Origin of the sequence: Terrisphaera buseokensis, from assembly GCF_047521145.2 — a bacterium.
In the GTDB taxonomy this organism is placed as follows: Bacteria; Verrucomicrobiota; Verrucomicrobiia; order Opitutales; family Opitutaceae; genus ER46.
In genome coordinates, this window is sequence record NZ_CM134186.1 from 3,049,294 (window position 1) to 3,072,799 (window position 23,506).

The window sequence follows — 23,506 nt, forward strand, 5'->3', positions numbered from 1 at the left end:
TTTAGAGCCAGAGCGCCTGGCGGTCAGCCAGGCCCTGATCGATTCGTCCATTACGAGCGAGGATGCCCGCCATGATTTCCGTCGCACGCGCCGTCCGCCGTGCGTAGTCGACCGCCGGGCCGCCCGCGCCGCCGACAAAAAGACCGATTTTAGCCAGGCGGTCGGAATTTTGCTCAAATATTTTTCCGACCGACCCGTTCAAGGAGTTACCCTTCATGTCTCCCGGGCCTCCGCGGCCACTCTTGCCGTTCAGATTGTCCGAATTTTCGGCCACCGTCTTTCTGAACGGGGCGAGGAGAGCATCGAGTTCGGCGGCCACGGCATCGGCGACAGCCTTTCCGAACCCCGGTAGATCGTCCATCCCGGCAAGGTTCCGATCGATCTGGTTGTTCAATTGATCGCCGAACCCAACTTTGTCGGCGCGCGTTTGATCGGCGTACATTCCCTTCAGCTGACTCTTCGCCTGAATCAGATCCCGGAAAAACTCCCGAGAGACTTCCTTCGAAAGTCCGACGTTCGCCAACCCACGATTGATCGCCAGCGCGGCATCGAAGAATGCGATCTTCGCTTCCTGTGCGACGATTTGCAGAGCACGGCCGAAATCCTGAGCGATGACCTGGAACGGAGCCCGGAGATACGCCCAGACGATTTTCGCACTCCCTACTGCCGCATCGAGAAAGTTCGCCAGGTACACTTTCACTCCGCCCGACAACGCCACGCCCAAGGCTTCGGTGATCTTGCCCTGCTTGATGATCTCGATGATCGGCCCAATGAAATCCCGACCAGCCTTCAGTCCGATCGGCGTGAAATCCTTTTTCTCAAAATCGTCGAGCGTGCTGTCGAGCGCGGCCGCCACGCCCTCGGTCATGCCCACGAAAAACTGGTCTTTCTTGATTCTAAAATTCGCGAGCTGGTCGTTGATCTTTCCGAATCCCGCCGCGTTGCGTTCGAGCGTCGCCGGCAATGTGCCGAGCATTTTGGCAGCGCCCTCCAGGGCTGCCGGATCCTTGAGAAATGCGAGGGCCTCGGCGCCACTGCGGCCGAAGATCTGCATCGCGGCCTGCGCCTGCTCGGCAGGATTGTTCAGCCCACGGATGCCCGCGGCGATGGCGATAATCTGCTCGACTGGCTTCTTCGCTTTGAGCGCGTCAAGATCAAGTCCAAGTTGGGAAAAGATTTTCTTCGTCGGTTCTCCACTTTCGTTAATGCCCGTCAGCGCCTTTTGCATTTGCGCGATCAGTGGTCCCGCCGCTCCGGCGCCGGCGCCGGCGTTGTCCAGTGCCTGGCGCAAAACCACCAGCTCTGACACCGAGGCTCCGGTCTTGGTCGCCAGATCACCCAAGTCGTCGCCCAACGCCAACGCATCCTTTATTCCCGCGATTGCGCCCGCGACGCTTAGCGATGCACCGCCCAGTGCGGCCAATCCACTGAGCACCCCTCCAAGTTGACCGCGCACTTGCGACAGGGGGCCGAGAAAGGCTCCCGCGCTGAGACTCATGGTGGCGGCAAGATTCATGAAGAAACGCGTTCGTAGGCCGCGATCATTTCCTGCTCAACGTACGTCGGCCCCTTCGGGTCGTTGCCGTACCGGGCGCTGATTGCGGAGTAGAGCGCGAAGGCCGTGGCGAGCGGAACGCGCCAGAGCGCATATGTGAGGTGCCAGCCATACTCGTGCATCACCGTGTCGAGCAGGGTGAGCACCCAGCCTAGCCCGTTAGTGGCGCTGGGGGGACCGGCGTACGATCCGTTGTCCGCGAGGTCACCGGCGCCGTTTCCGCGGCGCTTTTTTTTTCGACGCGGGCGGCGCCGGTGCCTTCACCCGAGGACGCGGGAGAGTGGTTGCCACGATCTCCGCCGATCATGGTCGATTGAGCAGCGTGCATTTGCGCGCCCAGCGCGGTGCCGATCGCTCTCATCTCAGCCAGGGGGATTTTCGTCGCACAAAATTCCAACACGGCTTCGGAGAAAACCTCACGGCCCTTCTGCAACAGGTGGAGCACATCCTTCGCCGGGGTGTTAAAAACAAACAATGCCTCTGCGATTTGCTCGTTCGTTGGTTCGCCCGCGCCGGCGATGGCCAGCGGCGAGTCGATCTTCTGCAGCAGCAGGACGTGCCCCAACATGATCACCGGCAGCGTGACCCCGCCTACTTTGATTGCTTGCCCCAGGAGGGCCTCGCGAACCACGGCGGGTGTGCTGGCACTGGCGCGGTCGCGCGCGGCCGTCATGGCCGACATTTCGGCAGCGGAGAATGCCGCGGACGGCGGCAGGGGCGCCGCGGCGCGTTGACGAGTCTTCTTTCCCATAAGTGTCCCCGGGTGGTTGGCGGTTATCGGCCGCCACTCAAGGCGTCGACGCGATGGCGGAATACTTCGTGGCCTTCACGCGGTACTTCTGGACGTTTTTGTTCTCCCAGAGCTTCGTCACCGATTCGACCAGGGCATACGCGACGCCGCAGATCGTGATGCCATCGCCGCGGGCAATCGTGGGCGCCGAGGTCTTGATGATGGCCTCGAACTCGAGGTTGTGTTTGTCGTCGAAGAAAATGACGGCGACTGTCTGGCCCAGCTCGTCCTGCACCTCCATCTTTTCACCCGTCAGCTCGTCGCTGCCGGTTTGGACGATGCCGCTGCCCGTGCCGTTGTAGACACCGTTGGCGCCCCACAGCACCGAGCTGTCACCGCGAATTACAGGATTGTTGGTAGATGCACCCATGGCGAAAAATCAGACGTCGTTGCGGTATTCCACCGGCGGAAGCGCGATGGTGAGTTCGAAATTGAGACGGTAGCCGGCCAGCGGCAGGCCGCTGTCGGGCAGCACGATCACGTCCGCGCTCTTGTAGAGCATGTACCGCGCGGTCGTTTCGTCCGGCCAGACATACGACCGGGCGCGGTCGCGAACGTCTGCCAGGAGCCGCAGGAGCGCAGCGCGATTGGCCGTGGCTTTGTGCAGCGCCTCGTCCGGCTTGGCTGTGAGACCGAGGTTCGCCGTGACGCCGAGGGAGATTTTTTGGGCGGCAAACACGCCGGCCTGCGGTTCGTCACCGGGATTGCTTTCACCGTCCCAGTGCAGCACCACGCGGAAACTCGCCGGCGACTCTGCCAGCAGCTCGAGGAAATGGAATGGATCGCGGGCGATGGAAAGTTCGCCCTTCTTCGCCCTGACCCACGGCTCGAGGTCGGCGCGCATCTCCGTGAGGATGGCGTCGGGAGTGTAGTAGTCGGCGCGGCTCACAGGGAGAAGAGAGCAGGAGGAAAGGAGAAGGAGGCTGACTCTGAGGAATCGGCGCATCAGATCGCGGCGCGCCCGCGCGCGGAAGTAGTCCGGGCCGGCTCGGTGATGGCGGACGCGCTCGGGCGTTCGCGCGCGGTCGTTGGCGTGAGCGGAGCGTCGCCCTTGGCGATCGCTTTCAGCAGCGCGCGAATTTCCGTCGCCTTCTTGGTCCACGGATTCTTGTCACCGTCGACTCCGCGGCGGCTGTAAAGTTTCTCGGCGACGAACTTCGTCGCGGCATCGACCACGATGGCCGGAATGGGATTCTGAAACGGGACGGTGAAGCGCTGGCCGAGGATGCCGTCGATTTCCGTCTGCGCGTTGCTGACGATCTGGTCGAAGAGTCCGGGGTCGGCCGCGCCGTCGCCGTCGTCATCCAGCGCTTGCGTGATGAACTGGGGCGGAACTTCGGCCACGAGGGTGGCCATGATGATGTAGGCGGGCATTGCGAAAAGAGGGAGCGGGTTGCCGGTGGGCTCAAAAGGGCCGCCCGGTGCGCGGGCAGCCCGATGAAATCACGCGGGAGTGGCTCAGGCGGCGTCGACGCCGGTGGAACCGTAGGCGAGTTCCGGCACGAGCGCGGCGACCGCGTAGCGGCCGTAGGCCTGGTGCAAATACTCCTGCTTGAGCATCACGCGCTCGCCGTTCGGATCGTCGATATGCTTGTACTCGGTCTCGACTTCGACCTGGTGCACGTACGGCTTCACGACCGCGCCTTCATCGTGGAGGAACCACATGTCCTCCGTGGCGGCGCCCGACAGGCGATTCCACACGTCAAGGCGGGCCTTGCCCTTGTTGACGTTGGTCTCGTTGTTGATGGTCGTCGCCACGAGAATCTTTTCGGCCGTCTCCTGCCACTTCGGCGAGACCGTCAGGACGAGCATCGGGTTGTCGTTGATCGGCTCACCCTCGGCGTCCTTGCGGCTCAGGATGCTTTCGACGGCAGTGACGAAGTTCGCTGCGGAAAGCTTCTTCGTGCCCTTGTTGCTGAACTTGGTCTTGCCGGCCTGCGGCTCGTGATTGGCGTCGAAGAAGAACTTGCCGGTGTAGCAGCGCTTCGTGAAGCCGCCGACCATGGCCGCCGCGAGCAGCTTGTCGGGGTGCCGACCGGCGCTCTGGCCCATGGCGGTGAAGAAACCGGTGTAGATGGACAGGCGGTCCCGTTCGAGTTCCGCGCGCTTGACTGCGACGGTGACTTCGAACTCCTCGTTCGCCACGGCGAACCCGTGTTCGACCATGTTCCGAATGTTCACGTCGCCGACAAGCTTGCGCATGCCGGGCAGAGCACCAAGCCAGCCGTAGGTTTCGTCTTTGCTTTGGGACGGCGCGCGGAAGGCGTATTCCGTGATGCGCTGTTTGCCCACGGAGGCGAGACCGCCCGTGTAGAGCTTGCGAAAGCCCTTGTTCGCGGAGGTGAGGGAGGCGGCAGTGATAATCATGGCGGGAAATCAGGTGAGAGTGTGGCGGTTACGGGTGGGGATGGGTTCAGCCGAAGAACGAGGCGTGAAGCGCGCGGACGTCGTCGCCGATCTTTTCGCCCTCCGCGACGGTCGCCGCATCGTTGGCGGAGGCGGCCATCGTTCCGTTCGTGCTGGTCAAGGTGGGCACGGCCTTCGGGCCGTAGAACGCAAAGCGGGTGTCGACCCAGACGCCGTCGCTATCCACCCCGGTGATGCGGCCGGCGGACACGCCGTTCGTCGAGGTCTCGGCGACCGTCTGGTCGTCTTCGACGACAGCCATCTTGCCGATGTCGTCGGCATCGACGGCGGCCGTGGCAGAGTTGTCGAATTTGAAACAGCCGAGCCGGATATTGATGCTGAGGTCGCCGGCGGCGCCGGCCGCGTTATCGACGGTCTCTTCCGCCCGGCCTACCACGCGAAGCCCGGCGGTGTCGCTAGCCGGTACTGCGCGGCCGTTGGCATCGCGCGCCACCAGCGTGCCGGCGTAGATCGTCGTCGTGGCGGCGACCGGCAGATAGACGAGGTCACCGGGGCGCGTATCCGTGTTACGGGCGGCGGTAGCGGCTGCGCCGAAGACGTGGCTCACCTTCGGGGCGAACATCAGATTGAAACCGACGAACACGCCGACGGCGGCGAGGGTGCCGCACGCCTGCTGCACGCACATCAGCCCGAAGGCGACGACGAGAACGGCGATGAGGCTCAGGGCAAGGAATCGGGCGGAGCGAAGCGACTTCATGGTTGGAAATGGGTGCGGAGTTGAGATGCGGAATGTGGGGCGGCGGAGGTCAGGCCTTGGCCCACTCCTCCTTGGAGATGCCGAGTTGCATGCGCACATCCTCGTCGGCGGCGCTCGCCGCGGCGGACATCACGCCGCTCGCCGAAAACGCCTTCAAGCCCTCGACCGTGCGCTGCGCGAGCGGCACCTGGTTCGGCTGCAGCTCGGCGACGAACGCGCGAAAGTCCTCGATCGGGAGCTTGCTCGCGCTGAGCGGCACTACCTTGCCGTCGCGGATGGCGAGGGCGGTGATGTGCTCCCGCTCCTGATCATCGATCCGCTTTTGCAGGGCGTTGAGCTGCGTCGAGAATGCCTGCACTCCCGTCTGGGCCGCAGCGGCATTGGTGGCGAAGGTCTTCGCGGCGGTGGCGATTTCGACGTCGGTGGCAGTGGCGCTGAGACCGAGAATGAGGCAGAGCAGTTCTTTGTGATTCATGGCGGTTGAATGGGTGGTGGGCGGGACGGCGCTGAGCGCGGCGAACTTTTCGGCCAGCAGACCGTCGACAGAAAAGACCTGGAGATCGGGCACGCTGCCGTTGCGGCAAAGCGCGACCGAGTGGCCGAGGATGACCTCACCCTTGGCGTTGAATTTGAGCGCCGGGCTGATGTCCGGATGGTGTCCGCCCAGCACGCTCCGCTCGCCCTCCGGCGTCCAACGCGTCGGCGTGAAATAGAGCCCCTCGCCTGGGACGACGCTGAACGCGCCGGTTGCGGCGATGGCGCGCGGCTCCTTCTCGGCGTTGTAGGCCTCAGTGCCGGGCAGCGTGTTGTGCTCGAAGTCGAGCGCCGGCTGATCGAAGCCGACCGCGATCTGGTTGCGCGGCAGTTCGCGCACCGTCGTGTCGTTGACGTAAAAGGTGACGCCCTTGGACGGCGCATCATTCCGGCCCCATTTCGCAACGAGCAACCGCTCCGGCAATTTCTTGCCGTCGGTCGTCGGAAGCGGAGCGCGGAAAGCGAAGAACATGGATGAGGTCGGCGGGTGAGTTCGAAGGCGCGATTGCGAAAGCGACACTAAACCCGAAATGGGTGCGTAACCGCCACGGGCCGTGGGGCGCGTGGGGAGAATGGCGCGCGAAATGCGTCCGCCCCGATCACACTTTCGTGAGCGCTTTTATCTTCGCCTCTCCAATCAACCGGATTTTTTCCTGCGCGGATTGGATCATCTTTCCACCGAGGAACGGGAAGAACGGACGCGCCGGCATGGTGACCTTCTTGGCCGTAACCAGATGGCCGCCGATCCTGAACGCGAGCGCAGGGGCATTCTTGGGGCGGATGATTCCGCCGAGTTGGTGGATCGCCGCTTGGATGCGATCGCTGCCCACCGTCACACTCGAATTGGTCAGCGACGTGATCCGTATCGACCGCACGAGTACCTGATTTTTCCGCAGCCGGGAGGGCTCGCTGCGGGAGAACGTTTTCCCGTCGGCGGAAATCGTGAGCTTGTTCATCCACGGCATCGGTCGAAGCGCGGGCTCGTTGAACGCGCGCCGCGTCAACGACTCGAGCTGCAGGCCCATGGCCTCGAGGATCGGCTTCTTGTTCTCGATGCCGCGGGCCAGCTTGGTCAGCGAGGGCGAGAGACGGTCGCGCAGTTGAACGCTCATGGGCTCATTCCCATTTCCACCGCTTGTACTGGAAGGCGGTGACAAGTTGCTCGGTGCGGTGATCGTAGATCACGACCATCGTTTGTTTCCGCCACCGCAGACGCCATGCGCTGGACCGGCGGCGGAGCGCGAGAAACAAGACCCCGGGTTTGTCCTCCTTGATCCGTTGCACCATCCAATCGATGTCGTGATCGAGAATCTCGAGACCGAACCGTTGGCGCACGCGCTTCTTGAAATGCCAGCGCTGATTTCCTTGGTGAAAGAGAAGACGCTCTTCGGCGTTGAGTCGGCGGCCCATGGGACGCCTATGAAAGCAGACCGCCCCCGGCACGGTCCAAGTGCGGCGGGGGCGGTGGGGAGCGTGGCGCGCGGAAGCGCTACCAGGAAATAAGAGGAGGGCTACACATCCGCACGAACAACTTGGTCAACTGGCGACGTCCATCACTCTCGAACGCGATGGCGACGACCACTGCACGGCCCGCGAACACGTGCGTCACCTCGTTGTCGTCGGTGATTCCACTATACACCTCCTCCCCGATCTTCGCCTCACACCGGGAATACCAGTAATCGAGGCAAATATCGTAAGGCAGCTGTGCACCAGAAGAGAGTGTGGCGACCTTCATTCTTTATCTTCCATATCGGCCGACTCGGGGTCGACGACATCTTCCACGCTTTCGAGGACCATCAGAACGGCGGCTTCCCGCGCCCAACCTTGTGCAACAAGGTCCGCGACCGCCTTCTGCTGCTCGGGGGGGAGTTCGATGTTGTTCATGCGATCCAGCCTTTCTTTTTGAAGACCTCGTCCATGGCGGCCGCAACCGGGGCGAAGTCCTGATCGCTCCACTGTATCATGGTGCCAAGCTCAGGTGCTTTCCGAATGATGTCGAGTTGGCGGAGAAGTTCGGCGTCGCCGCTCTTCGTGGCGACGTACTGCGCGTAGGACCGCGCCCAGACTTCGCGCGTGCGCAGGAAGTATTCCTTGCCTCGAATCTGGCGGCCGCCAGGAAGCCCGGCCGCGATTTGCTTGATCGCTGACGTTGCTCCTACCGCTGCCCGCCACTCCGCGAGATCGGGATGCGACTCTGACGCGAAGATCCCAGGGCGCCCGAGCGCGAAGAAGTCCAGCATGTGACCGGCTTCATGTGACGCAGTCATCTGCGGCCAGGGCCCGCTCGGCCTGACGGCGATCTCGAGATTGCGGGCATCGAAGTGCCCGTTGGCGCCCACGACCGGCCGGGCGGAGAGCGACATCTCTGGCAGCGTGCCGTCGTCGTGCACCCGATCAATGGCGTCGAGGGCGGCCTGCATGGCCGGCCGCGCGGTGGACCGGGACCCCTTCAGGTTGAAGACTCGGGAAACCGGCGAGCGAGTGGCGACCGGGGCTTCGACCGGAGCAGGCGCCGTCGGCGCAACAACTGGCGGCACCACGGCCGGCACCGGTCCGGCCGCCGCCCGGCGCGCGGCGCGCGGCGCGCGCTGCACAGGAGCGTTTACGAGCCACTCGTGCACTGAGCGCCCGTCCTCGAGCTTCTGATTGCGGGCGAACTTTTCGAACGCGTCGAATACTTCAGGCGAGTAGCGCTCCCGCAGCGTCTCCAGCGGAATGCGTAGATCGCCCGGCTGCCACGCGTAGCCTTCGCCGTCGCGCTTCTGCCGCGGACTGCGCACGTCGACGATTTGGTTCGGCCCGCGCACCAGCGTACCGTCGCTGTTCATCCGCGCGCGCTGCTGCTCGTTTAGAATCGAGCGCTGGTCGGCTGGCATCTGCGCATCCTCGTCCTGAATTTCCGCCATGTCGGCCTCGCTGAGCGGCACAACCGTGCACCTGCAGTTGAAGTCCCAAGGCGGAAAGTGCGTCCGCCAGAAGGGATCGTTGGCCGGTACGACCACGCCTTCCAGCGCCGCGTGCGAGTCGCGCACGCGATCGTCCTGCGCGGTCTGATAGCGCCAGTATGGAAAGACGTCGGTCTGGCGCTGCATCACTTCATACTGAGATGCGGCGTACGCCTGGTAGCCGTGCGTGCGCAGCAGCAGCTCGGCGCGACGCTGAGCGGCCATCTCCGCGGCCGCCGCGCGCTCCGACTCCGACATTAGGTCGCCCGCATCATTTTTCGCGCCGGGATCCGGACGGAGATACGGTGTGAGCGAATCGGCCAGTTCACGCTTGGCCGTATCCCAGTCACCGCCGGCCGGAATGTCTGCGATGCGGTCACGCAGCTTTTGGGCGATGTCGAGAGGTACCGACCCGCTGATCAGAAACGTGCGCGCCTGGACTTCAGGAAGCATCTGCTCGAAGACCGCGCGGGACACCGCCGGCTTGTCCTTGATGAAATCGGACGCTTCTTTGTGCGGCACTGGGCCGAAAAGGATCTGGGTCATTTCGTGTGATTCGTATGTTTCGTGGGCAACCCGGCTCGGTTTCGCGGTTCAGACCTCGCACAAGGACCCTCGGCAAATCTCGGCAAACACGTCGGCAAGCGATTTTGAGGGCATCATGCGAGTCAAGGGTGCGGTAAACAGACCTCGGGTCACAACGCGGCCAGATATTTTTCGCGGTTCGTCCTGCCTTTATCGTTCTCGCGTCGATCCCAAAACTCCTCCGGATCGGCTTCCACCCGGCGGCAGTGCTCCAGCCAGCTGGTGAAATTGAACTCGTAGCGATTCGGGCTCACGGGCCGAACCCGGATGAAGCCAGCCCGGCCCAGCCGCCGGAGCGTATTCTCGGAAAGCGTGATGCCCACCTTGGCAAGTGCGGCCTGGCTCAGCCCCATCCACTCCATCACGGGCCGCGGGACCAGGCGAAAGGTGCCGCCACCCAACGGCACGACTTCCGCCAGCACGTAGCGGAGCGGCGTCGCCTCCGCCGGACCGGGCAGCGCGGGAACCGGGATGCGTTTTCCGGGCGCCACTTCAAACCGCGCGCCTGAGCCGCCGTCGAGAGTGGAAGCTGGGATGGGAAGTGACATGCGATTTGAAACCATCAGCCGAGGGCGAGATCAGTTTGTTCAGAAAGGGCCGCGTGTTGCTGGCGGCGGAAAAGTGCGGCGGCCTCCGCCGGCGTGGCCGCGCGGTACGTGCCCTCACCCTTGACGGGCTGCAGGTCCGTGAGCTGCACGAAGCCCAGTTCGACCAGCTCGGTCGTACGCGGGCGGAGCGTGAGGATTGAAATTCCACTCCGTTCCGCGAGGTCGCGCGTGGTGCACGGGCCATGTGCACACCACGCGGCCAGCACGGCGGCCCGGTGGCCCTCAACGCGGCCGCGCACCTGGTCAAAGGTCTCGTTGCGAAAATCGACGGGTTTCATGGTGGATGGGAAAATCGCTCGATCAGAAAGGACCCAGGAGATCCGCGATCGCTGGAATCGAATGAAGTTCGGTAGGGACCTCCCATTGCCACCAACGCTGGTGGCCGCGGCACGGAATCGGATGCTCGAGATCGACCATCCGCGCCCAGGGCCAGGCGAAGCGCCCGGTCTCGTAGTTTCCCCAGGTATATTCCAGCTCGGTGATTCGCATCGCTGCCGTGGACGTAGGCTTGCCCGGCAAACCAATCCCAACGATCGCACCCCGCGGCAGGGATTCATATCGGTCGAGACCGGCGACCGCCAACGCGCCGCGGCTCAATGGCGACAGGTTCTCCCAAAATTCGCGCTCCCTCCACGTGTCGCGCTGCGACGCGTGGATCGCGACCGGACCCCGGTACGTGTGCGCCCAGCCGCGCGTCTCATTCCGTTTCAGGCGCAGTACCAGCGCCGACGCCCACGGCTGGTGAAGTGAAATTGCGCGGACCTTCATGAGGCGTCCTTCGCCGCGATCGCCCTCGTCAGCGAGGCGACTCGCTCAACGAGTTCGCGACGGTCGTGCTCGCCGGCTTCGATTACCTTCGCGACTTTTTCCAGACCGTTGCGCAGCGTCTGCAATTCCAGCACGGCGCTATCGAGCTGCTTGATTTCATCGACGAAGGTCCAGCCGGATCCACTTACGATCGAGGATCGGGTAAGGCGACCGAGGAAATCGCGGAGTGCGATGAGATTTTTCTCAACACACATAACGTGGCGGAAAGCTGGCGGAAGATTTTGATTTCACGGGGAGAAAACACCTCTTCGTTCGACTCAGCTTTTGAGGGCGTCGCGGACCCGCTGGGCCGCATGCCTGTCGGCCGGATTCCACTGGTTTCCGATGCTCTGGCGCACGTCGCCCACGATGACGACGGCGGCGGTCAATTCAGGGGACGCGCCGGCCGCCTCGATCTTCTGCATGGCCTTGCCGAGCGCGGCATAAATGTCCTCCTGTTGCAGCGGGTCGGGGCGGTCGTCCTCAACGTCGTAGTCGTAGGCGCCGATGCCATACGGCGCGCGAAGAACGTGCATGACCGGCTTCCCTTCGGCGTCGTAGACCCACCCCGAAGGGCAGGCTTCGGGCGTTGGCTTCTCGCCTCGCGCTTCCGCTTCGGTCCACAGCTTGCAAGCGGCGGCATGATTCGCGAGTTCCTTCTCGGAACACGACTCGGCATCGGGATAAAAGCGGCGGGGATCGCCGCCGCAGAAAAAGCCGTAACCTGATTCGGTGCGTATTTTACTCATAAATTCGTCTCCTTTTCGTTCTCAGTCCCGCAAAGCAGCGGCGCGGCGCTCCCAAATTTCCAGCAGGGCCATCGTCTTCAGGCTGCTCTGAGCGCAGGCCAGAAGATTTTTTTCCATCTGCACGCGATCCTGCTCAGTCGCGGTCTTTCCAAACAATTTCACCGCCTGCTCGTAGAAACTCAGGGCGGTGTAGTGTGCGGCGACACTCAACTTGAGCGCGGCCACAATTTCTTCGGCCTCGCTTCGTTTCATCGGCCATCGGCCTTCATCGCGCACGTAATCCTCAATCGTGCGGTAGCGCAGGGCCGTTGTGGTACCGGTGTTGAGGCGAGGCAATGAACTGGGCGGAGTCTGACCGCGCGCGGGCGCAATTTCAAACTGCGCTACGGCGAACGAGAGCACGAGAGAGGCGATGAGGATTTTCATTCAGCAGCTTCCTTCCGCGCCAGCTCGGGTACGTTTGCCGCAACGAGTGCGGCGGCCAACGGGGGGCACACGCTGTTGCCGCACATGCGCACCTGCGCCGTCTTGGTTAGTGCGAGGCCCTGGGTGGGATCGTCACCGATGATATAGCTTTCAGGAAAGCCTTGGGCTCGGAACAACTCCCGCGGCGCGAGCATCCGCAGACCAATGTCAGCGATCGCATAGGTAGCGCCCTGCACGGTCACGAGGCCAAAGCGGTCCCTGCTGGTCACCGTGTGCAGAGGATCGCCCAATTTTGGATTCTGATCGGCGCCGTAATATTTCACCAGAAACGCCCGAACCTCAGCAAAGTGGTTTCCCTGCGCGCTGATCGTATGCAGCGGGTCGCGTTCGTCCTGGCCGGGAGCGTGGGACTCTGGCGCGCCACGCAATTTCGAGAGGTGCGAGACGACAACACCGAGCGTGGTAGCGCCGGCAGGATTGGTCTCCGGCTTGCAGCTGCCGGCAACGACCGTATGAAGCGGCGAGCGGCAATCCGAACCGACGCTGCCGGTGTTGAATTTCGTCACGTGAGCGGTGACGAGGGAATTATGATCCGTGGCCGTAACCGTACCGAGGGACGTGCGCACGTCCTGACCGACCACGCCGCCGTAGTGCTTCGCGATGAAGGCCGACACCAGAGCGAAGTGCCCACCCTTCACCTCGGAACACTGCGTGCGCAGCGGCTCATCAGCGGAGAACACCCGCTGACCCGATGCGTTCGCATGCTCGGTCAGGACCGGCGCGACGAGGGCCATCTCGCCGCGGTGCGCGCCTGTCACCGTTGGCAGAGGCGCCGCCATCGAATACGACCGCGCGCTCTCCTGTTGATGCGTGAGCGGGACAATGAACGGCTCCGGGTCGTTGACCACGTGCCGCATGATTCCTTTCGCCACGCGTCGGCAGGTCGCATCGGCCAGCGACTTCTTGCGCTCGAAAATTGAAGGGCACGGAAGCGTCCAATCGATGCACTCGGCGGCCGTGCGCCACGCTAGCAGTCGGCCCCCGCGTACTCCCTCGCTGGAGGGGGCACCGTGCGTGGGCTCAGGCCACGTGATCGGGCGGCCGTCACAACGGGCGATCAAAAAGAGGCGTTTGCGAATTGTCGGCGCGCCGTAGTCGCAGGCTCGAAGTTCACGCCACTCGACTGCATAGCCGCGACGCTGCAGCGCTCCGACAAAGCAGCGAAAATACCAACCGCGATGAGACCTTTGCGCGTGACCATCGGCCCCCAGCGGGCCCCACGTCTGAAACTCCTCCACGTTCTCGAGCAGAATCACGCGGGGGCGTACTGCATTGACCCAGCGCAAGACCACCCACGCCAATCCGCGGATACGTTTCTCGCGCGGCTTGCCACCCTTGGCCTTGGAGAAGTGCTTACAGTCGGGAGAAAACCACGCGAGTCCCACGGGGCGCCCGCGAGTCGCGACGACCGGGTCGATATCCCAAACGCTTTCGCAATGGTGCTCCGTCAGCGGATGGTTGGCCGCGTGCATGGCGATTGCTTCGCGCTCGTGGTTGATCGCGATGTCCGGCGACCGATCCAGCGCGAGTTCGATGCCCGTGCTCGCGCCGCCGCCGCCGGCAAAACTATCGAGAATGATTTCGTCGGATCTCATGCGTTGAATCCGTGCCGCACATACACCAGGTGCACGTGCTTCTTCGCGACGCGTTCGTCGAACGCGCGGTTGATCATTTCGGCCGTCTCGTTGAGGCGGCAGCGCGGGGCGCGATTCTTCGGCGGCTTCGGCACGTGGGCGCCGATCATTTTTCGTTTCGTCCTCATGCTCAAAAGGTATTCCCGTGGCTCACGCTCAACGTGCCGAGGTGGCTGCCGACGTACCGCGGGCGTTTTACTTTGCTGGCTCCGCCGGCCACCGGTTTCCGCCGGTTCGTCACGGTGAAGAAAAGGGCCCAGAGCTGTTTCTCGCTCGCGTCGCCCAGCTCGCACTTGAACTGCCGGCGACAGATCGCCGCAGCGTAGCCCTGGTCAAGTCCGCGCTCCGCCAGCGCGGCCTCTAGCTTCCACCGCGCCCGGATCCGCGGCTCTTCCTGCGCGCGCAAGTGATCGCGCAGCGCTCCGTCACCGTTACCGAGCATGGCCTTGAAATGCGCCCGGAGCGGCAGGAAGTGGTCCTGCGTGCACCGGGTGAGGCTCTGTTCCCGCACCGCCTTGCCCTGCTCGACGCGCCGCCACGCTTCGAAACACTTCGAAACGGCGAGCGTCGGGTTCGCTTCTTCGAACGCCTCGCGCCCCGTCCAGGCATCGTACGCCTGGCGCGCCAGCTGGCAGAGCCGTCCCTTCTGTTCATTGCTCAGGGGGCTGCTCATCGGAGGGCCGGCACTGTACCGGGATATTTTTCGCCGAGCGCCGCGCGGCATTTCTCGCGCGCCAGCGTCACTTTGTGCGCAAAGCGACTTTCCGTTGCGCAGCGCCCTTCAATGGCGTGCCGCGCATGGATGACCGTTCCGTGGTCGCGATCAAACGCCGCTCCGATACACGCCAGCGTGTGGCCGGTCAGCTCCTCAGACAGCGCCATCGCAACCATTCGCGCCGGCGCTGCCAGGGCATCGCGCTTGCGGCCGACCATCAGCCGCGGATCGACCGCAAACTCCGCCGCGACGATCTTCTGAATCAACTTCACGTCGCCCGGGGCGTTGCGGACGTCGCCCGCCGCCGTCTCCAGGGCATGCCGCAGCTCGTCGACCGCCGTCAACAGTTCGGCGACGCGGCTGCGAAATATCGTGAGTGCATGGCGGGGACTGGCCATCGGGATCACTCCTCGCTCTCGTCGTCCACCGATCCCTCGTCGAGCAGCGCGGCGACGAGTTTGTCGACTTCATCGTCCACCGGTTTGATCACGACGACATCGCCGGCCGCCGTGGTGGTGCACCCGATACGTTTCAAGTCACCGACCGTGAGCGCCTGCAGCGCTTTCTTGATCGGCTTCTTCGTCGTCTTCACGAGCACGTCTTTCTGCGCCGGAAAGTGCTTCTCGATCAGCTCGACGACGCGTTTCACGTCGGTCCACTCGACCTTTCCTTTTCCCTTCACGATGCCGACCTTGATTCCGTGGGCTGTGATCGTGCGCGGATCGACGAATAGATGCCGCGAGTTGCTGACCGCCTGCTCGAGCACCGACTCGGCATCCTTCGCCGCGGCCACCGCACTCTTGATGCCGGGGAGAAGTCGATTGCGCACGGTCGCGAGCTGTTCCTGCAGCGTGGCGACGCGCGTGGAGAGTAGCTCACGCGCGGAGGAAAACGTCTTCGCGTGAACCTCGATTTCGGTGAGAGTGGAAATTTCGATGGGCATGATGCGGATGGATTTTTGAGCGGGAGAGTTCGAGTGGCCTAGATGGGCACGGGCGCCATTTTGAGGACCGCCATGTGCAGCGCGGAGATGACGCGTGCGTCGTCGGCGTGCGGCGTCGCGTTGAGCGACGTGCTGTAGCCGAAGGTTTCGAAGCGATCGCCACCCAGGCACCGGACGAACCCGGCGCTGACCACGCGATAGCCGCGCTCCAACAGCGGAGCGGCCATGTCGGCGTGGGTCGTGAGCAGGCCCAGCCGGTATTCGATTGTACCTCCGGCGGCAGGTTGGAGAGCCACGTATTTCATTCGCGGGGAATTTCGTTGTCGGTGCGGAGCACGAGCACGGGCGTCTTCGTCTTCACCCAGACGTCCGATTCCTTGAACGCCTTCGCGGGAATGTTCTCGATGGCATCACCGTGGGTTCTCACGGGCAGCAGCCGGCCTTTCTTGGTCGTGTTGAAATCGTAGGCCGCGCGATTGATGCGGTCCTGAGTCGTAGCGACGCTCTCGGTCTCCGGAATCTGCAGGACCCAGGCGACGAAGTCGTGCTTCGGCATCCTGTCCTCGGGATCGCTGAGCAGCACGACGAACTGTTTCTTGACGGCGGGCGGCGCCTCTGCGTCGCCCGGATCGGGTTGGACCGCGAGGTTCATTTCTTCGACGACACGGCGGAGCACCGCGGGAGGGAGTTCGTTCTTCTTCAGAATCTCGGCGACTTTGTTGACTTCGATTTTGGCCATGGTGGATGGGGGAAACGGAAAACTATCTGGGCTCGGGCACGCAGCCCGTGATGCCTTCCTTCGCGAGCGCCGCCTCGGTCGCCCGGAGGAAATACTTGCACGGGCGGCAGACGTAGCCGTCCAGGTCGGCATCCGGGATGCCGTCGTGTTTGCGCTCGCGGCAGCACACGCACGGCTGTGAAGCCGGCGCCTTTTTCGAGGGTGCTGTCGGAGAATTGCTCACGAGGATTCGACGACCGTCCAGCAGTTGTCCCGATGCGCACGCTTGTACGCGTCCGCGTACGTGCCGAAATTACCGGCCTCGGCAAAATCCTCAGGCGGCAGACCCGGTGGCGGCGCGAACAACGCAAGCGCTGCCTCGTTGGCGGGATAGATGGAAAAACCGCCGCGACTATTCTCGCGAATGCAGACCTCGATCTCCCCGCCGACTTCCGGAAACAGGCTGTCGACGAAACGGCGGAGCCAGCTCGAAGGTGGCGTGGGCTGCGCGGCCGGCGCGGCGAGGGGGCGATTCAGTTGAGCGATCATGGGCGAAGTGTGGGGTCAACGGGGTTGCGGGATCACGGCGGCCGTGAGCGTTGCGTTCACGGGCTCAACGGAGATTTTTTCGGCAGGAACGCCGAAGTGCAGAGCGGCCGCGTCGCGCGCCGCGATCGTGGCGTAGTCGCCCCACGCGGCGGAGATGCCGACCGTGGCGTGGAAACGCCCGGCGGTCTTCACGACCAGGACGGTGGCGGGTTGGGAGTTCATCAGAGGGAACGCTGAAAGTCTTCGATTGCCTGGCGCGCGGCCCGGCAGTGGCTGCGCGCGAGCGAGGTGCTGTTCTCCCGCCGGCAACGATCAGCTTCCGTCAGGTGCCGCGTGACGAACGCGGTCGGCGCTCCTTCGGCTATGGCGACGCGACCGGCGGGCGGAGTGCCGTCCAGCTGAGCGACCACCGCCTGGAGTTTCGGCAGCCACACGTCCAGTGGCATGGCCCCCCAATCGTGCGCCGCGAGCCGGCGCCACGAGCGCGCGCTGCCAAGCGCGGGGAACGCTCGCACCAGCGACGCGTCGTTCAGGTGCTGCGCGCGCTGGTGCTCGGCAATACGGTCCGTGCAGACCGCGGCCTCGGTGATTTCGAGGGCGTCGCTCATTTCTTCGCATCCTCATCGGTTTCGCGCCGAATGGCCTCTTCGAGCGCGCGATCCATAAAACGCTCGAACATGGGCAGGGCGGACAGGGTCACGACCAGCCGCAGCACGACCAAGACGAGCACGATTCCCGCGATCAGGCCGATCAAGAAACTGGATGTTTCGAAGTTCATGTTTCGTCACGTCTCCTTCCGAAAAACCTCGCCCATCATTTGCTCGCGCATCGCCATCGCCTCGAAGAAGTGCACCTCGGCCAGGCGCGTCTTCTTCTTCGACGCGATGCGGCTCGCGAGCCGCAGCACCTGCGACAGCAGGCGGAGCCGTCCCTGCTGGCGCGGCATTTTGTTGTTCGCGAGCTGCTCGCACGCGGTGAGCACCTTGGCGCTCGGACGCGTGAAATACTGGACAACGATCGGGCGGATGTGCGGTTCACCCAGGACGCGCGGCAGGCGGATCGGCATGCCGATGCGACCGAGCACCTGCTCGAAAAGATACCCGCTCTTGTTGAGCTCGTCCTCGAGCCGGCTGGTCGCGATGAGAGCGAGCGCGCAGCCGCGGCGGTCGTGCAGCTCGCGCAGGAACTCCACTTTCTCCGGCGTCGTGCGCGTGTCCTTGGGCAGGAGCCGCGCGGCCTCGTCGACGATGAGCATCCGGTGCGGATTGAACGCGCGAAAGATCGCGTCACGCATCTGCCCGATGCCGAGATTTTTGTTCGCACCCACGGCCTTGCAGATTTCGCCGAGGAACACGCGCGTGCCCCCGACCGCGTTGGCCTCGACCCGCACGGTCTTGCCGTGGTTGTTCCGGTCCATCTTGGCCCAGACGTCGGTCGTGATCGTCTTGCCGTGGCCGCTGTCGCCCTCGATCAACGTGATCGAATTGTTGGCCACGGCGTAGTCGAGCCCCGCCCAGATCAGCTGGGAGATCGGCGTCTCGACGAACTCGGTCCGGATGATGCCGTTCCGCTCCCGCACGATTTTGCGGTACCCTTCGATGCGCTCGACGATGTCGTCATAGATCGGGAGCGTACCCTTGAGCGCAGCGAAGATGACGCGTTGGGCTTCCGCGGCGTCTTCGTATCCGAGCGCCTGGCCGGCGGACTCCCAGCCCATGCCCTCGTCGAGCAGGTGCTGGTGAAACCAGATCAGGCGGTCGGAAACTTCGGCGTCCAGGTGACGCCAGTTCTCCAGGTTGAGCGGCACATTGATGCGCGCGTGCGCCGAGGCGGCCTCGGCTTCGGTGGTGCGACCCACCGGCGGTTCTTGCAGGATGTTCTTCATTTTGTCCTCGGGTGAAAAGTCAGAGGGGCGTCAGCCGCTCCGCAGGATGTCGGCGATTTCGTCCATGCTGGGCGCGGTGACCGATTCTCCGTGCGTGTCGTCGGCTTCGGCGGCGCAGGCCGCCACGATCTCCTCGCCGGTCAAGGTGGAGCCGGCCGCCTTCACCAGGTCCCGGGTGCCCTCGCGCCGCGCGCGTTCCGCGATCGCGGGGCTGAGCGGGCGCTGCACCTCCGCAGTTGAGGGCTGAGAGTTGAGAGCTGAGAGACCGGAACTGCGGGGCGTACCGGCCTCGGCGACGGCCACGTTGCCCCGGCCGTCGCGGTGCTCGGCGACTTTCGCGGCGCTGGTCTGGCCGCGTCCAAACGGCATGATGGCACGGTACTGCAACCGGCACTGCTCACGGTACCGCTTGCGCCGCTCGAAGCTCTCGCGGTCGTCCCACTCGCGCGTAGCGGAAAACTGCGGCACGCGGTCGACGGCCTCGGCGACGCAGATGAGATCGACGGCTCCGTACGGCCGACCGGCGACCGCGGCGCTCGGGTTGACGGCGCTGCGCGCACCGAGTTCGCGGTTGAGGACCGCCGCGCCCAGCTCGGGCTGCGCCGGATCGCAGCAGACGGTGACCTTGTAGCCATCGCCCAGGCGCGCGAAGGCGTCGTGATAGAAGTAGAAAATGCCGCCGTGCTCCGCGCTCTTCACGGCGACGTGACCGCCGCGCACCGCCACCTCGGCTTGCACGGGCAGCAGACGGTAGCTCTCCTCGACGGTGGGTTTTTTCATGGGATGCGCGGCCGTGTGGATCGACCACAATTCGTCCGGCACCCATGCGCGGCGGTTGTGGAAACGCTGCGCGTTGGCCCGACCGTAGACCTCGCCCTCCACCGGCTCGCTGTTGAACGCGATCAGCGCCGCGTCGGTCCGCGCGGTATGTGTTTCCAGTGACGGGAAGAGCGGCCGCGGATCGATGATGCCTTTGCGGCACCGCAACCACTGGTCGTTTTCCTCTTCCTTGACGCCGCGGAAACGGCCCATGCTCACTCCACCCAACGCGAGATATTTCTGGAGCTGATTGAAGCGGTTCTCGATGAACTTCGTCTTCGCACTCGTGGCCCGGTGGATGTGGCAAAACTGGTGGACGCTATCCAGCCGGTTGATCAGGTCGGCATCCCAGGTGCCGTATTCCAATCGCAGATACCGCGGCGCGCCTACGGAGTGGAACAGGTGCGACATGCTCCACAGCAGATCGCTCGCGCGGTACGCGTCGTTGTAACGCAGAATCGTGGAGTAGCCGACGAAGCGCGCGCTGCCCACATCGAGCCAGAAGATCGTCTGCGGGCGCACGAGGCGCACGCCGTACTTTGCCGCGCACGGATCCGCCGAATCATCCCACGGCACCCAGCAAGGCTCGTTGGCCGTCATGTCGTCGCCCTCGATCAGCAAGCCGGGAAAGATCGGCTTCTCGGAGCCGTCGAAATCGATGAACGTGAGGTCGCGCGGCGTGACGATGCCGTGCAGGTTGAACGCCTCGGGCCCGGCGTTGAGCAGCCGGGAGCTTTGCGTGACGCGTGCCTGGCGACGCAGGGTCGGCGTGAGCGTGTGCTTGCTCGAGCGCGACTTCAGGATGGCGTCGGCGAGATCGGAGCGGCAGTCCGGCGAGCGGGCGTAGAGGCGCAGAGCCAGCGAGACCGAGAGTTGCTTCGTTTTCTTCGGGTCGTGCGGGTCGATCTGCAGAGCCATTCTCTGCACGGCCTTTTCCTCGTCGGCGGTGAGGCGTGCGAGCGGCCGGCGCCCGGCGTTGGTGGTCTCCGGCCGGAGAGCGGCGAGCCCGCCCAGTTTCACGAGCTTCAGGTACCGGGAGAGCGAGGGCGCGGTCACGCCCAGCATCGCGGCGATCGCGGACTGGCTGCGGCCTTCGGCCAGCATCGCTTGCGCGGCCTGCACAATGGCGATCCGGCGGCTCTCCTCGGCGACTTGATGCTCGGTGCTCATGCGCTCAGTAGCCGGGCTTGACGGTCTTGTGCACCGCCGCTTTCTCCAGGGCCGCGAGGATTTTTTGCCTCACGTCTTCCGGCCAGGTGGCCGCTTCGTTCGCGAAGTCCGACGCCAGAACGCGGCGCTGGTCCGGCGCGATCGATTCCCAGCGGGCGAAACGGGATTTGAGATCGCCGAGCGCGCGAGCGAACAGCGTCGGCAGATCGCGCTTCTCGGGAGTCTTGCCCTCAGTCGACTCCTTGCCGGCGATCGCCTGGATGACGCCGCCCAAACCGATCTCTCCGGAAAGAATCTTCGGCTCGAACCACGAGCGGAAGCTGCATTCGACGACGCGCGCGCCGTCGTGCCAGGTCTTGACCGCGGTTGATTCGAACAGCTTCCGGACCTTGACCGCCTGCTCGTACAGGTCTTTTGAAAAACCCATTTCTTCGGCGAGCTGTTCAACGGTCTTTCCGATAGCCGTCCCGTGAGCCGATTGGGTCGGCTCACGGAGATTACCAACAACTTGTGGAGTTTGGAGGTGGGAAAGCCTCCGTTGCCGGCCGGCTTCGACAGCGGGTTGAAACAGCGGAACGGTGAGGTACGCCAGCGCCCCCTTCGGCAAATGCCGGCGATTCAGGATGGCGCTGAGGATGATCTCGGTCGCCTCGCGGCTGCTGCGCTTCACGGCCGGCAGCTCAGCGCCGACTTTCGCCGCGGCACGCGCGCGGTTTCGGCCGTCGAGGATGCGATCGTCCTCATCGATGATCACCGGGTAGTCGACCCCGCGGTCTGCGATGCTCGCCTTCATCGCCTGAAATTCGGGCGACGCTTCGTCGAGCATCGGGATCGTGGCGAGCAGCGGGTGCGCGACGAGGGAGTTCGGGTTTACGAAAAAGACTTCGGGTACTTGCATGGAAATGGGTGGGGTCTCAGGCTCGCGGCAATGAGCGACGTGACTTCCGAGCTGGCTGCTTTGCGGGAACGCTGCGCGGTGCTGGAGCACCGGGTGAAAGCGCTGGAGGAATCGCTCGGGCGGACTTATTCTGACCACGACCGCGTCGTGCATCGCCTGCAGGGAGAGGTGTCGGTGCTGCGGCAAATCCTGCTCGGACCTCCATCAACTCGACCTGATCGCGAAACGCCTCTAACGCCATAAAAGCGGTCACGCCGAGCGGCGCACCGGCGCCGATGTAACCGAACAAAAACTCGACGGCCGAGAGCTGGCGCGGCATGGGCAGGCGACGCCAACGCGCCACGAGTAGATCGATCTCGTGAGTAGTCATTTCGCGGTCTCCGTCGCATCGCGCTTCAGTTGCTCGTAACGCGCCGCGAGCCGCGCGCTCTTGCGCCGGCCGGTGAGCACCAGCCACAGGTGCACGCGCGAGACGTCGAGCGCCTTCGCGTCGGCGAGAATGCCAGGGAACTGGGTTTCGCCCCGCCCGGACACATTCGAGGCTGCGAGGCGGGAACTACCACCCTTCGGTTTATTGGCTTTCGTTTTCATGCACGTTGCGCGTAACATGTAAAACGTCGGAACAAAATCAGAACGTTGCAAGCGCAAAATCAGAACATCAGAGAGTTTTCGGAACGAGTCGATCGTTTGGCCGAAAAGATCGGACTTCCCCTGCGAGAACTTGGGGAGCGGATTGGTATTTCGACGGCAATGCTCTTCGCCTACCGCTCCGGAAAGAATCCGATTTCGGTCAAGGCGTGGAAAAAATTAGAGCAGGCGGAACGAGCCGGCGGGCTTTCACCCGCTCCGTCGTTTGATGCCACCACCGATGGAGATCACCAGAGCGGGAGCGCCAGTGAGCCAATGCTAGAGCGAGAAATTCGCCGAGTGGTGGAGGATGTGATCACGGCAGCGCGCGGCGATGTTGCCCGAATGGGATGGATTCGGGAACAGGTCTTGAAGCATTTGGACATCCCTGATCACTGGGACATTCACGAGCAGGTGATGCGGGAGGTCCTCGAAGAAGACGCGCGAAAGCAAAAGGCTGACCTACAGCGTCAGCGTTCCTCGGGCAAGACGCAGTTGGGTGCCGGCCGCTGATCGAGCTGGCAGAAATCGCACGGTTTTCCTTCGGCCGTCCGTTCTACGCTAAGCATCAGTTTGAACGCGAGCCGCAGTGCTTGGGCCTTGGTCTTGCAGGTGTGCAATTGACGCCGCAGTCGGGCCAATGGAGTATCCGGGAAGGGAACGGGGCGCTCCACCGCCACACTCTACCAAATCCACGACGCGTAAATCATCGGTGAAAATGCGTATGAAAAAGCTCGGCATGATTTCCCTGGAGCGTGGTTCTGAGCTCAGTGTTTTGCGCGTGAAGAACACTCTATTGTTTCTTTTCGCGGCCCTTTCGCTGCCGGTGCTTGCAGAAGCGCGGATCGGCGAAGCAAGGGCGGAAATTATCAAGCGCTTCGGTCAACCCATCGGCGCTGATGACGGGGATCCGCATCTGGCCGCATGGAGACTCAACGATCTGCTTTTTACGGTGATGTTTGATAACCGCGGCATCTCAGTCATGGAGACTTTGGCGCCGACGAAACCGTTTGAAAAAATCACGGCGACGCAGCGCGAAAAATTTCTGAAATCTCATCTGGGGGATCAACAGACTTGGCGCACACTTGATGTCTCGATCGGCGATAGCATCTACCCATTCGGGTCTACTGGGTTGAATCTGAATCCAATGCTGGTTGGCGCCCAGATGCGATCCGATGATCAAGCCATCGCCATAATTTCGAAAATCGAATCCAAGATCCAAGTCTACTCCAAATCGGGCACCAAATTCCTAATGGAGTGGAAGCGGAGAAACGAAGAAAAGTCCGCGGTGAAATTCTGAATCCAGTTTGCTCCCGATCCCGACCGCTAGATCAAACCATTCCCCGCGCCATTCTCCCCACGCGC

The 23,506-nt window shown here is 63.5% G+C and carries 37 protein-coding genes; 2 read left to right on the forward strand and 35 right to left on the reverse strand.

The window, feature by feature from the left end; genetic code table 11:
• Window position 1: 1 nt before the first annotated feature.
• From ACLJEU_RS11305 to ACLJEU_RS11475, 35 genes are all read right to left on the reverse strand, one after another.
• A complete protein-coding gene (locus tag ACLJEU_RS11305) occupies window positions 2–1,516 on the reverse strand; it encodes a hypothetical protein (protein WP_414664905.1) in 1,515 nt (504 codons plus the stop codon).
• Complete coding sequence (locus ACLJEU_RS11310; RefSeq protein WP_414664904.1) at window positions 1,513–1,701, reverse strand: hypothetical protein; 189 nt, start codon at window positions 1,699–1,701, stop codon at window positions 1,513–1,515. The genes ACLJEU_RS11305 and ACLJEU_RS11310 overlap by 4 nt, the downstream gene beginning before the upstream one ends.
• 5 nt (window positions 1,702–1,706) lie before the next feature.
• The gene (locus ACLJEU_RS11315) at window positions 1,707–2,306 is read right to left on the reverse strand and encodes a hypothetical protein (RefSeq protein WP_414664903.1); all 600 of its coding nucleotides are present in this window, start codon (window positions 2,304–2,306) and stop codon (window positions 1,707–1,709) included.
• Between the two features lie 37 nt (window positions 2,307–2,343).
• Complete coding sequence (locus tag ACLJEU_RS11320; protein WP_414664902.1) at window positions 2,344–2,715, reverse strand: hypothetical protein; 372 nt, start codon at window positions 2,713–2,715, stop codon at window positions 2,344–2,346.
• Between the two features lie 9 nt (window positions 2,716–2,724).
• Window positions 2,725–3,234: a hypothetical protein gene (locus ACLJEU_RS11325; protein WP_414664901.1), complete on the reverse strand. Its 510-nt coding sequence runs from the start codon at window positions 3,232–3,234 to the stop codon at window positions 2,725–2,727.
• 56 nt (window positions 3,235–3,290) lie between these two features.
• On the reverse strand, window positions 3,291–3,719 hold the full coding sequence (locus ACLJEU_RS11330) for a phage protein Gp36 family protein (protein ID WP_414664900.1): 429 nt from the start codon (window positions 3,717–3,719) through the stop codon (window positions 3,291–3,293).
• Window positions 3,720–3,803: 84 nt separating this feature from the next.
• On the reverse strand, window positions 3,804–4,712 hold the full coding sequence (locus ACLJEU_RS11335; protein WP_414664899.1) for a Mu-like prophage major head subunit gpT family protein: 909 nt from the start codon (window positions 4,710–4,712) through the stop codon (window positions 3,804–3,806).
• 46 nt (window positions 4,713–4,758) lie between these two features.
• On the reverse strand, window positions 4,759–5,469 hold the full coding sequence (locus ACLJEU_RS11340; protein ID WP_414664898.1) for a hypothetical protein: 711 nt from the start codon (window positions 5,467–5,469) through the stop codon (window positions 4,759–4,761).
• 49 nt (window positions 5,470–5,518) lie between these two features.
• Window positions 5,519–6,475 (reverse strand): phage protease, encoded by a 957-nt coding sequence (locus ACLJEU_RS11345; RefSeq protein ID WP_414664897.1) that lies wholly within the window; start codon window positions 6,473–6,475, stop codon window positions 5,519–5,521.
• A 127-nt stretch (window positions 6,476–6,602) separates the two neighbouring features.
• On the reverse strand, window positions 6,603–7,115 hold the full coding sequence (locus ACLJEU_RS11350) for a phage virion morphogenesis protein (protein ID WP_414664896.1): 513 nt from the start codon (window positions 7,113–7,115) through the stop codon (window positions 6,603–6,605).
• 4 nt (window positions 7,116–7,119) lie between these two features.
• Window positions 7,120–7,413 carry a hypothetical protein gene (locus tag ACLJEU_RS11355; protein ID WP_414664895.1) on the reverse strand — a complete coding sequence of 98 codons (294 nt, stop codon included), beginning with the start codon at window positions 7,411–7,413 and terminating at the stop codon, window positions 7,120–7,122.
• A gap of 321 nt (window positions 7,414–7,734) precedes the next feature.
• Window positions 7,735–7,887 (reverse strand): hypothetical protein, encoded by a 153-nt coding sequence (locus ACLJEU_RS11360; RefSeq protein WP_414664894.1) that lies wholly within the window; start codon window positions 7,885–7,887, stop codon window positions 7,735–7,737.
• A complete protein-coding gene (locus tag ACLJEU_RS11365) occupies window positions 7,884–9,470 on the reverse strand; it encodes a phage head morphogenesis protein (protein WP_414664893.1) in 1,587 nt (528 codons plus the stop codon). Before ACLJEU_RS11365 ends, ACLJEU_RS11360 begins: the two co-directional genes overlap by 4 nt.
• Window positions 9,471–9,643: 173 nt before the next feature.
• Window positions 9,644–10,081 carry a hypothetical protein gene (locus tag ACLJEU_RS11370; protein WP_414664892.1) on the reverse strand — a complete coding sequence of 146 codons (438 nt, stop codon included), beginning with the start codon at window positions 10,079–10,081 and terminating at the stop codon, window positions 9,644–9,646.
• A 14-nt stretch (window positions 10,082–10,095) separates the two neighbouring features.
• Entirely contained in the window at window positions 10,096–10,419 is a 324-nt protein-coding gene (locus tag ACLJEU_RS11375; protein WP_414664891.1) for a hypothetical protein, read from the reverse strand.
• A 22-nt stretch (window positions 10,420–10,441) separates the two neighbouring features.
• Window positions 10,442–10,909 carry an ASCH domain-containing protein gene (locus ACLJEU_RS11380; protein ID WP_414664890.1) on the reverse strand — a complete coding sequence of 156 codons (468 nt, stop codon included), beginning with the start codon at window positions 10,907–10,909 and terminating at the stop codon, window positions 10,442–10,444.
• Window positions 10,906–11,163 carry a hypothetical protein gene (locus ACLJEU_RS11385; protein WP_414664889.1) on the reverse strand — a complete coding sequence of 86 codons (258 nt, stop codon included), beginning with the start codon at window positions 11,161–11,163 and terminating at the stop codon, window positions 10,906–10,908. Before ACLJEU_RS11385 ends, ACLJEU_RS11380 begins: the two co-directional genes overlap by 4 nt.
• A 63-nt stretch (window positions 11,164–11,226) precedes the next feature.
• Window positions 11,227–11,697: a hypothetical protein gene (locus ACLJEU_RS11390; RefSeq protein ID WP_414664888.1), complete on the reverse strand. Its 471-nt coding sequence runs from the start codon at window positions 11,695–11,697 to the stop codon at window positions 11,227–11,229.
• A gap of 21 nt (window positions 11,698–11,718) precedes the next feature.
• Window positions 11,719–12,123 (reverse strand): hypothetical protein, encoded by a 405-nt coding sequence (locus tag ACLJEU_RS11395; protein ID WP_414664887.1) that lies wholly within the window; start codon window positions 12,121–12,123, stop codon window positions 11,719–11,721.
• Window positions 12,120–13,778, reverse strand: a complete 1,659-nt coding sequence (locus ACLJEU_RS11400) for a DNA cytosine methyltransferase (RefSeq protein WP_414664886.1) — start codon at window positions 13,776–13,778, stop codon at window positions 12,120–12,122. Before ACLJEU_RS11400 ends, ACLJEU_RS11395 begins: the two co-directional genes overlap by 4 nt.
• Window positions 13,775–13,927, reverse strand: coding sequence for a hypothetical protein (locus tag ACLJEU_RS11405; protein WP_414664885.1), 153 nt, complete (start codon window positions 13,925–13,927; stop codon window positions 13,775–13,777). Before ACLJEU_RS11405 ends, ACLJEU_RS11400 begins: the two co-directional genes overlap by 4 nt.
• Window positions 13,928–13,947: 20 nt before the next feature.
• Window positions 13,948–14,490 carry a hypothetical protein gene (locus ACLJEU_RS11410; protein ID WP_414664884.1) on the reverse strand — a complete coding sequence of 181 codons (543 nt, stop codon included), beginning with the start codon at window positions 14,488–14,490 and terminating at the stop codon, window positions 13,948–13,950.
• Window positions 14,487–14,930 (reverse strand): helix-turn-helix domain-containing protein, encoded by a 444-nt coding sequence (locus tag ACLJEU_RS11415; RefSeq protein WP_414664969.1) that lies wholly within the window; start codon window positions 14,928–14,930, stop codon window positions 14,487–14,489. Before ACLJEU_RS11415 ends, ACLJEU_RS11410 begins: the two co-directional genes overlap by 4 nt.
• 5 nt (window positions 14,931–14,935) lie before the next feature.
• Entirely contained in the window at window positions 14,936–15,475 is a 540-nt protein-coding gene (locus ACLJEU_RS11420) for a hypothetical protein (protein ID WP_414664883.1), read from the reverse strand.
• 38 nt (window positions 15,476–15,513) lie between these two features.
• Window positions 15,514–15,780: a hypothetical protein gene (locus ACLJEU_RS11425; RefSeq protein ID WP_414664882.1), complete on the reverse strand. Its 267-nt coding sequence runs from the start codon at window positions 15,778–15,780 to the stop codon at window positions 15,514–15,516.
• On the reverse strand, window positions 15,777–16,214 hold the full coding sequence (locus ACLJEU_RS11430; protein ID WP_414664881.1) for a hypothetical protein: 438 nt from the start codon (window positions 16,212–16,214) through the stop codon (window positions 15,777–15,779). The genes ACLJEU_RS11425 and ACLJEU_RS11430 overlap by 4 nt, the downstream gene beginning before the upstream one ends.
• A 22-nt stretch (window positions 16,215–16,236) precedes the next feature.
• Entirely contained in the window at window positions 16,237–16,437 is a 201-nt protein-coding gene (locus tag ACLJEU_RS11435; protein ID WP_414664880.1) for a hypothetical protein, read from the reverse strand.
• Window positions 16,434–16,742 (reverse strand): hypothetical protein, encoded by a 309-nt coding sequence (locus ACLJEU_RS11440; protein ID WP_414664879.1) that lies wholly within the window; start codon window positions 16,740–16,742, stop codon window positions 16,434–16,436. The genes ACLJEU_RS11435 and ACLJEU_RS11440 overlap by 4 nt, the downstream gene beginning before the upstream one ends.
• A 15-nt stretch (window positions 16,743–16,757) precedes the next feature.
• Window positions 16,758–16,964, reverse strand: a complete 207-nt coding sequence (locus tag ACLJEU_RS11445) for a hypothetical protein (protein ID WP_414664878.1) — start codon at window positions 16,962–16,964, stop codon at window positions 16,758–16,760.
• The gene (locus ACLJEU_RS11450; protein ID WP_414664877.1) at window positions 16,964–17,350 is read right to left on the reverse strand and encodes a hypothetical protein; all 387 of its coding nucleotides are present in this window, start codon (window positions 17,348–17,350) and stop codon (window positions 16,964–16,966) included. The genes ACLJEU_RS11445 and ACLJEU_RS11450 overlap by 1 nt, the downstream gene beginning before the upstream one ends.
• On the reverse strand, window positions 17,347–17,520 hold the full coding sequence (locus ACLJEU_RS11455) for a hypothetical protein (RefSeq protein WP_414664876.1): 174 nt from the start codon (window positions 17,518–17,520) through the stop codon (window positions 17,347–17,349). Before ACLJEU_RS11455 ends, ACLJEU_RS11450 begins: the two co-directional genes overlap by 4 nt.
• Window positions 17,521–17,526: 6 nt before the next feature.
• A complete protein-coding gene (locus ACLJEU_RS11460) occupies window positions 17,527–18,627 on the reverse strand; it encodes an AAA family ATPase (RefSeq protein WP_414664875.1) in 1,101 nt (366 codons plus the stop codon).
• Window positions 18,628–18,657: 30 nt separating this feature from the next.
• Window positions 18,658–20,616, reverse strand: a complete 1,959-nt coding sequence (locus ACLJEU_RS11465) for a helix-turn-helix domain-containing protein (protein ID WP_414664874.1) — start codon at window positions 20,614–20,616, stop codon at window positions 18,658–18,660.
• A gap of 4 nt (window positions 20,617–20,620) precedes the next feature.
• A complete protein-coding gene (locus tag ACLJEU_RS11470; RefSeq protein WP_414664873.1) occupies window positions 20,621–21,667 on the reverse strand; it encodes a ParB N-terminal domain-containing protein in 1,047 nt (348 codons plus the stop codon).
• Window positions 21,668–21,880: 213 nt separating this feature from the next.
• Window positions 21,881–22,105 (reverse strand): hypothetical protein, encoded by a 225-nt coding sequence (locus ACLJEU_RS11475; RefSeq protein WP_414664872.1) that lies wholly within the window; start codon window positions 22,103–22,105, stop codon window positions 21,881–21,883.
• Between the two features lie 96 nt (window positions 22,106–22,201).
• Here ACLJEU_RS11475 and ACLJEU_RS11480 point away from each other — a divergent pair, with 96 nt between their 5' ends.
• Together ACLJEU_RS11480 and ACLJEU_RS11485 are read left to right on the forward strand one after the other, a co-directional pair.
• Window positions 22,202–22,654 (forward strand): helix-turn-helix domain-containing protein, encoded by a 453-nt coding sequence (locus tag ACLJEU_RS11480; protein ID WP_457795381.1) that lies wholly within the window; start codon window positions 22,202–22,204, stop codon window positions 22,652–22,654.
• 211 nt (window positions 22,655–22,865) lie between these two features.
• The gene (locus ACLJEU_RS11485; protein WP_414664870.1) at window positions 22,866–23,441 is read left to right on the forward strand and encodes a hypothetical protein; all 576 of its coding nucleotides are present in this window, start codon (window positions 22,866–22,868) and stop codon (window positions 23,439–23,441) included.
• Window positions 23,442–23,506: the final 65 nt, after the last annotated feature.

What these genes read in the sequence shown, in the direction of transcription:
- ACLJEU_RS11305 (WP_414664905.1), bottom strand. Translation starts at nt 1,516, where the DNA reads ATGAATCTTGCCGCCACCATGAGTCTCAGCGCGGGAGCCTTTCTCGGC.
- ACLJEU_RS11315 (WP_414664903.1), bottom strand. Translation starts at nt 2,306, where the DNA reads ATGGGAAAGAAGACTCGTCAACGCGCCGCGGCGCCCCTGCCGCCGTCC.
- ACLJEU_RS11320 (WP_414664902.1), bottom strand. Translation starts at nt 2,715, where the DNA reads ATGGGTGCATCTACCAACAATCCTGTAATTCGCGGTGACAGCTCGGTG.
- ACLJEU_RS11330 (WP_414664900.1), bottom strand. Translation starts at nt 3,719, where the DNA reads ATGCCCGCCTACATCATCATGGCCACCCTCGTGGCCGAAGTTCCGCCC.
- ACLJEU_RS11335 (WP_414664899.1), bottom strand. Translation starts at nt 4,712, where the DNA reads ATGATTATCACTGCCGCCTCCCTCACCTCCGCGAACAAGGGCTTTCGC.
- ACLJEU_RS11340 (WP_414664898.1), bottom strand. Translation starts at nt 5,469, where the DNA reads ATGAAGTCGCTTCGCTCCGCCCGATTCCTTGCCCTGAGCCTCATCGCC.
- ACLJEU_RS11345 (WP_414664897.1), bottom strand. Translation starts at nt 6,475, where the DNA reads ATGTTCTTCGCTTTCCGCGCTCCGCTTCCGACGACCGACGGCAAGAAA.
- ACLJEU_RS11350 (WP_414664896.1), bottom strand. Translation starts at nt 7,115, where the DNA reads ATGAGCGTTCAACTGCGCGACCGTCTCTCGCCCTCGCTGACCAAGCTG.
- ACLJEU_RS11355 (WP_414664895.1), bottom strand. Translation starts at nt 7,413, where the DNA reads ATGGGCCGCCGACTCAACGCCGAAGAGCGTCTTCTCTTTCACCAAGGA.
- ACLJEU_RS11360 (WP_414664894.1), bottom strand. Translation starts at nt 7,887, where the DNA reads ATGAACAACATCGAACTCCCCCCCGAGCAGCAGAAGGCGGTCGCGGAC.
- ACLJEU_RS11370 (WP_414664892.1), bottom strand. Translation starts at nt 10,081, where the DNA reads ATGTCACTTCCCATCCCAGCTTCCACTCTCGACGGCGGCTCAGGCGCG.
- ACLJEU_RS11375 (WP_414664891.1), bottom strand. Translation starts at nt 10,419, where the DNA reads ATGAAACCCGTCGATTTTCGCAACGAGACCTTTGACCAGGTGCGCGGC.
- ACLJEU_RS11380 (WP_414664890.1), bottom strand. Translation starts at nt 10,909, where the DNA reads ATGAAGGTCCGCGCAATTTCACTTCACCAGCCGTGGGCGTCGGCGCTG.
- ACLJEU_RS11385 (WP_414664889.1), bottom strand. Translation starts at nt 11,163, where the DNA reads ATGTGTGTTGAGAAAAATCTCATCGCACTCCGCGATTTCCTCGGTCGC.
- ACLJEU_RS11390 (WP_414664888.1), bottom strand. Translation starts at nt 11,697, where the DNA reads ATGAGTAAAATACGCACCGAATCAGGTTACGGCTTTTTCTGCGGCGGC.
- ACLJEU_RS11395 (WP_414664887.1), bottom strand. Translation starts at nt 12,123, where the DNA reads ATGAAAATCCTCATCGCCTCTCTCGTGCTCTCGTTCGCCGTAGCGCAG.
- ACLJEU_RS11400 (WP_414664886.1), bottom strand. Translation starts at nt 13,778, where the DNA reads ATGAGATCCGACGAAATCATTCTCGATAGTTTTGCCGGCGGCGGCGGC.
- ACLJEU_RS11405 (WP_414664885.1), bottom strand. Translation starts at nt 13,927, where the DNA reads ATGATCGGCGCCCACGTGCCGAAGCCGCCGAAGAATCGCGCCCCGCGC.
- ACLJEU_RS11410 (WP_414664884.1), bottom strand. Translation starts at nt 14,490, where the DNA reads ATGAGCAGCCCCCTGAGCAATGAACAGAAGGGACGGCTCTGCCAGCTG.
- ACLJEU_RS11415 (WP_414664969.1), bottom strand. Translation starts at nt 14,930, where the DNA reads ATGGCCAGTCCCCGCCATGCACTCACGATATTTCGCAGCCGCGTCGCC.
- ACLJEU_RS11420 (WP_414664883.1), bottom strand. Translation starts at nt 15,475, where the DNA reads ATGCCCATCGAAATTTCCACTCTCACCGAAATCGAGGTTCACGCGAAG.
- ACLJEU_RS11425 (WP_414664882.1), bottom strand. Translation starts at nt 15,780, where the DNA reads ATGAAATACGTGGCTCTCCAACCTGCCGCCGGAGGTACAATCGAATAC.
- ACLJEU_RS11430 (WP_414664881.1), bottom strand. Translation starts at nt 16,214, where the DNA reads ATGGCCAAAATCGAAGTCAACAAAGTCGCCGAGATTCTGAAGAAGAAC.
- ACLJEU_RS11440 (WP_414664879.1), bottom strand. Translation starts at nt 16,742, where the DNA reads ATGATCGCTCAACTGAATCGCCCCCTCGCCGCGCCGGCCGCGCAGCCC.
- ACLJEU_RS11445 (WP_414664878.1), bottom strand. Translation starts at nt 16,964, where the DNA reads ATGAACTCCCAACCCGCCACCGTCCTGGTCGTGAAGACCGCCGGGCGT.
- ACLJEU_RS11450 (WP_414664877.1), bottom strand. Translation starts at nt 17,350, where the DNA reads ATGAGCGACGCCCTCGAAATCACCGAGGCCGCGGTCTGCACGGACCGT.
- ACLJEU_RS11455 (WP_414664876.1), bottom strand. Translation starts at nt 17,520, where the DNA reads ATGAACTTCGAAACATCCAGTTTCTTGATCGGCCTGATCGCGGGAATC.
- ACLJEU_RS11460 (WP_414664875.1), bottom strand. Translation starts at nt 18,627, where the DNA reads ATGAAGAACATCCTGCAAGAACCGCCGGTGGGTCGCACCACCGAAGCC.
- ACLJEU_RS11465 (WP_414664874.1), bottom strand. Translation starts at nt 20,616, where the DNA reads ATGAGCACCGAGCATCAAGTCGCCGAGGAGAGCCGCCGGATCGCCATT.
- ACLJEU_RS11470 (WP_414664873.1), bottom strand. Translation starts at nt 21,667, where the DNA reads ATGCACGACGCGGTCGTGGTCAGAATAAGTCCGCCCGAGCGATTCCTC.
- ACLJEU_RS11475 (WP_414664872.1), bottom strand. Translation starts at nt 22,105, where the DNA reads ATGAAAACGAAAGCCAATAAACCGAAGGGTGGTAGTTCCCGCCTCGCA.
- ACLJEU_RS11485 (WP_414664870.1), top strand. Translation starts at nt 22,866, where the DNA reads ATGAAAAAGCTCGGCATGATTTCCCTGGAGCGTGGTTCTGAGCTCAGT.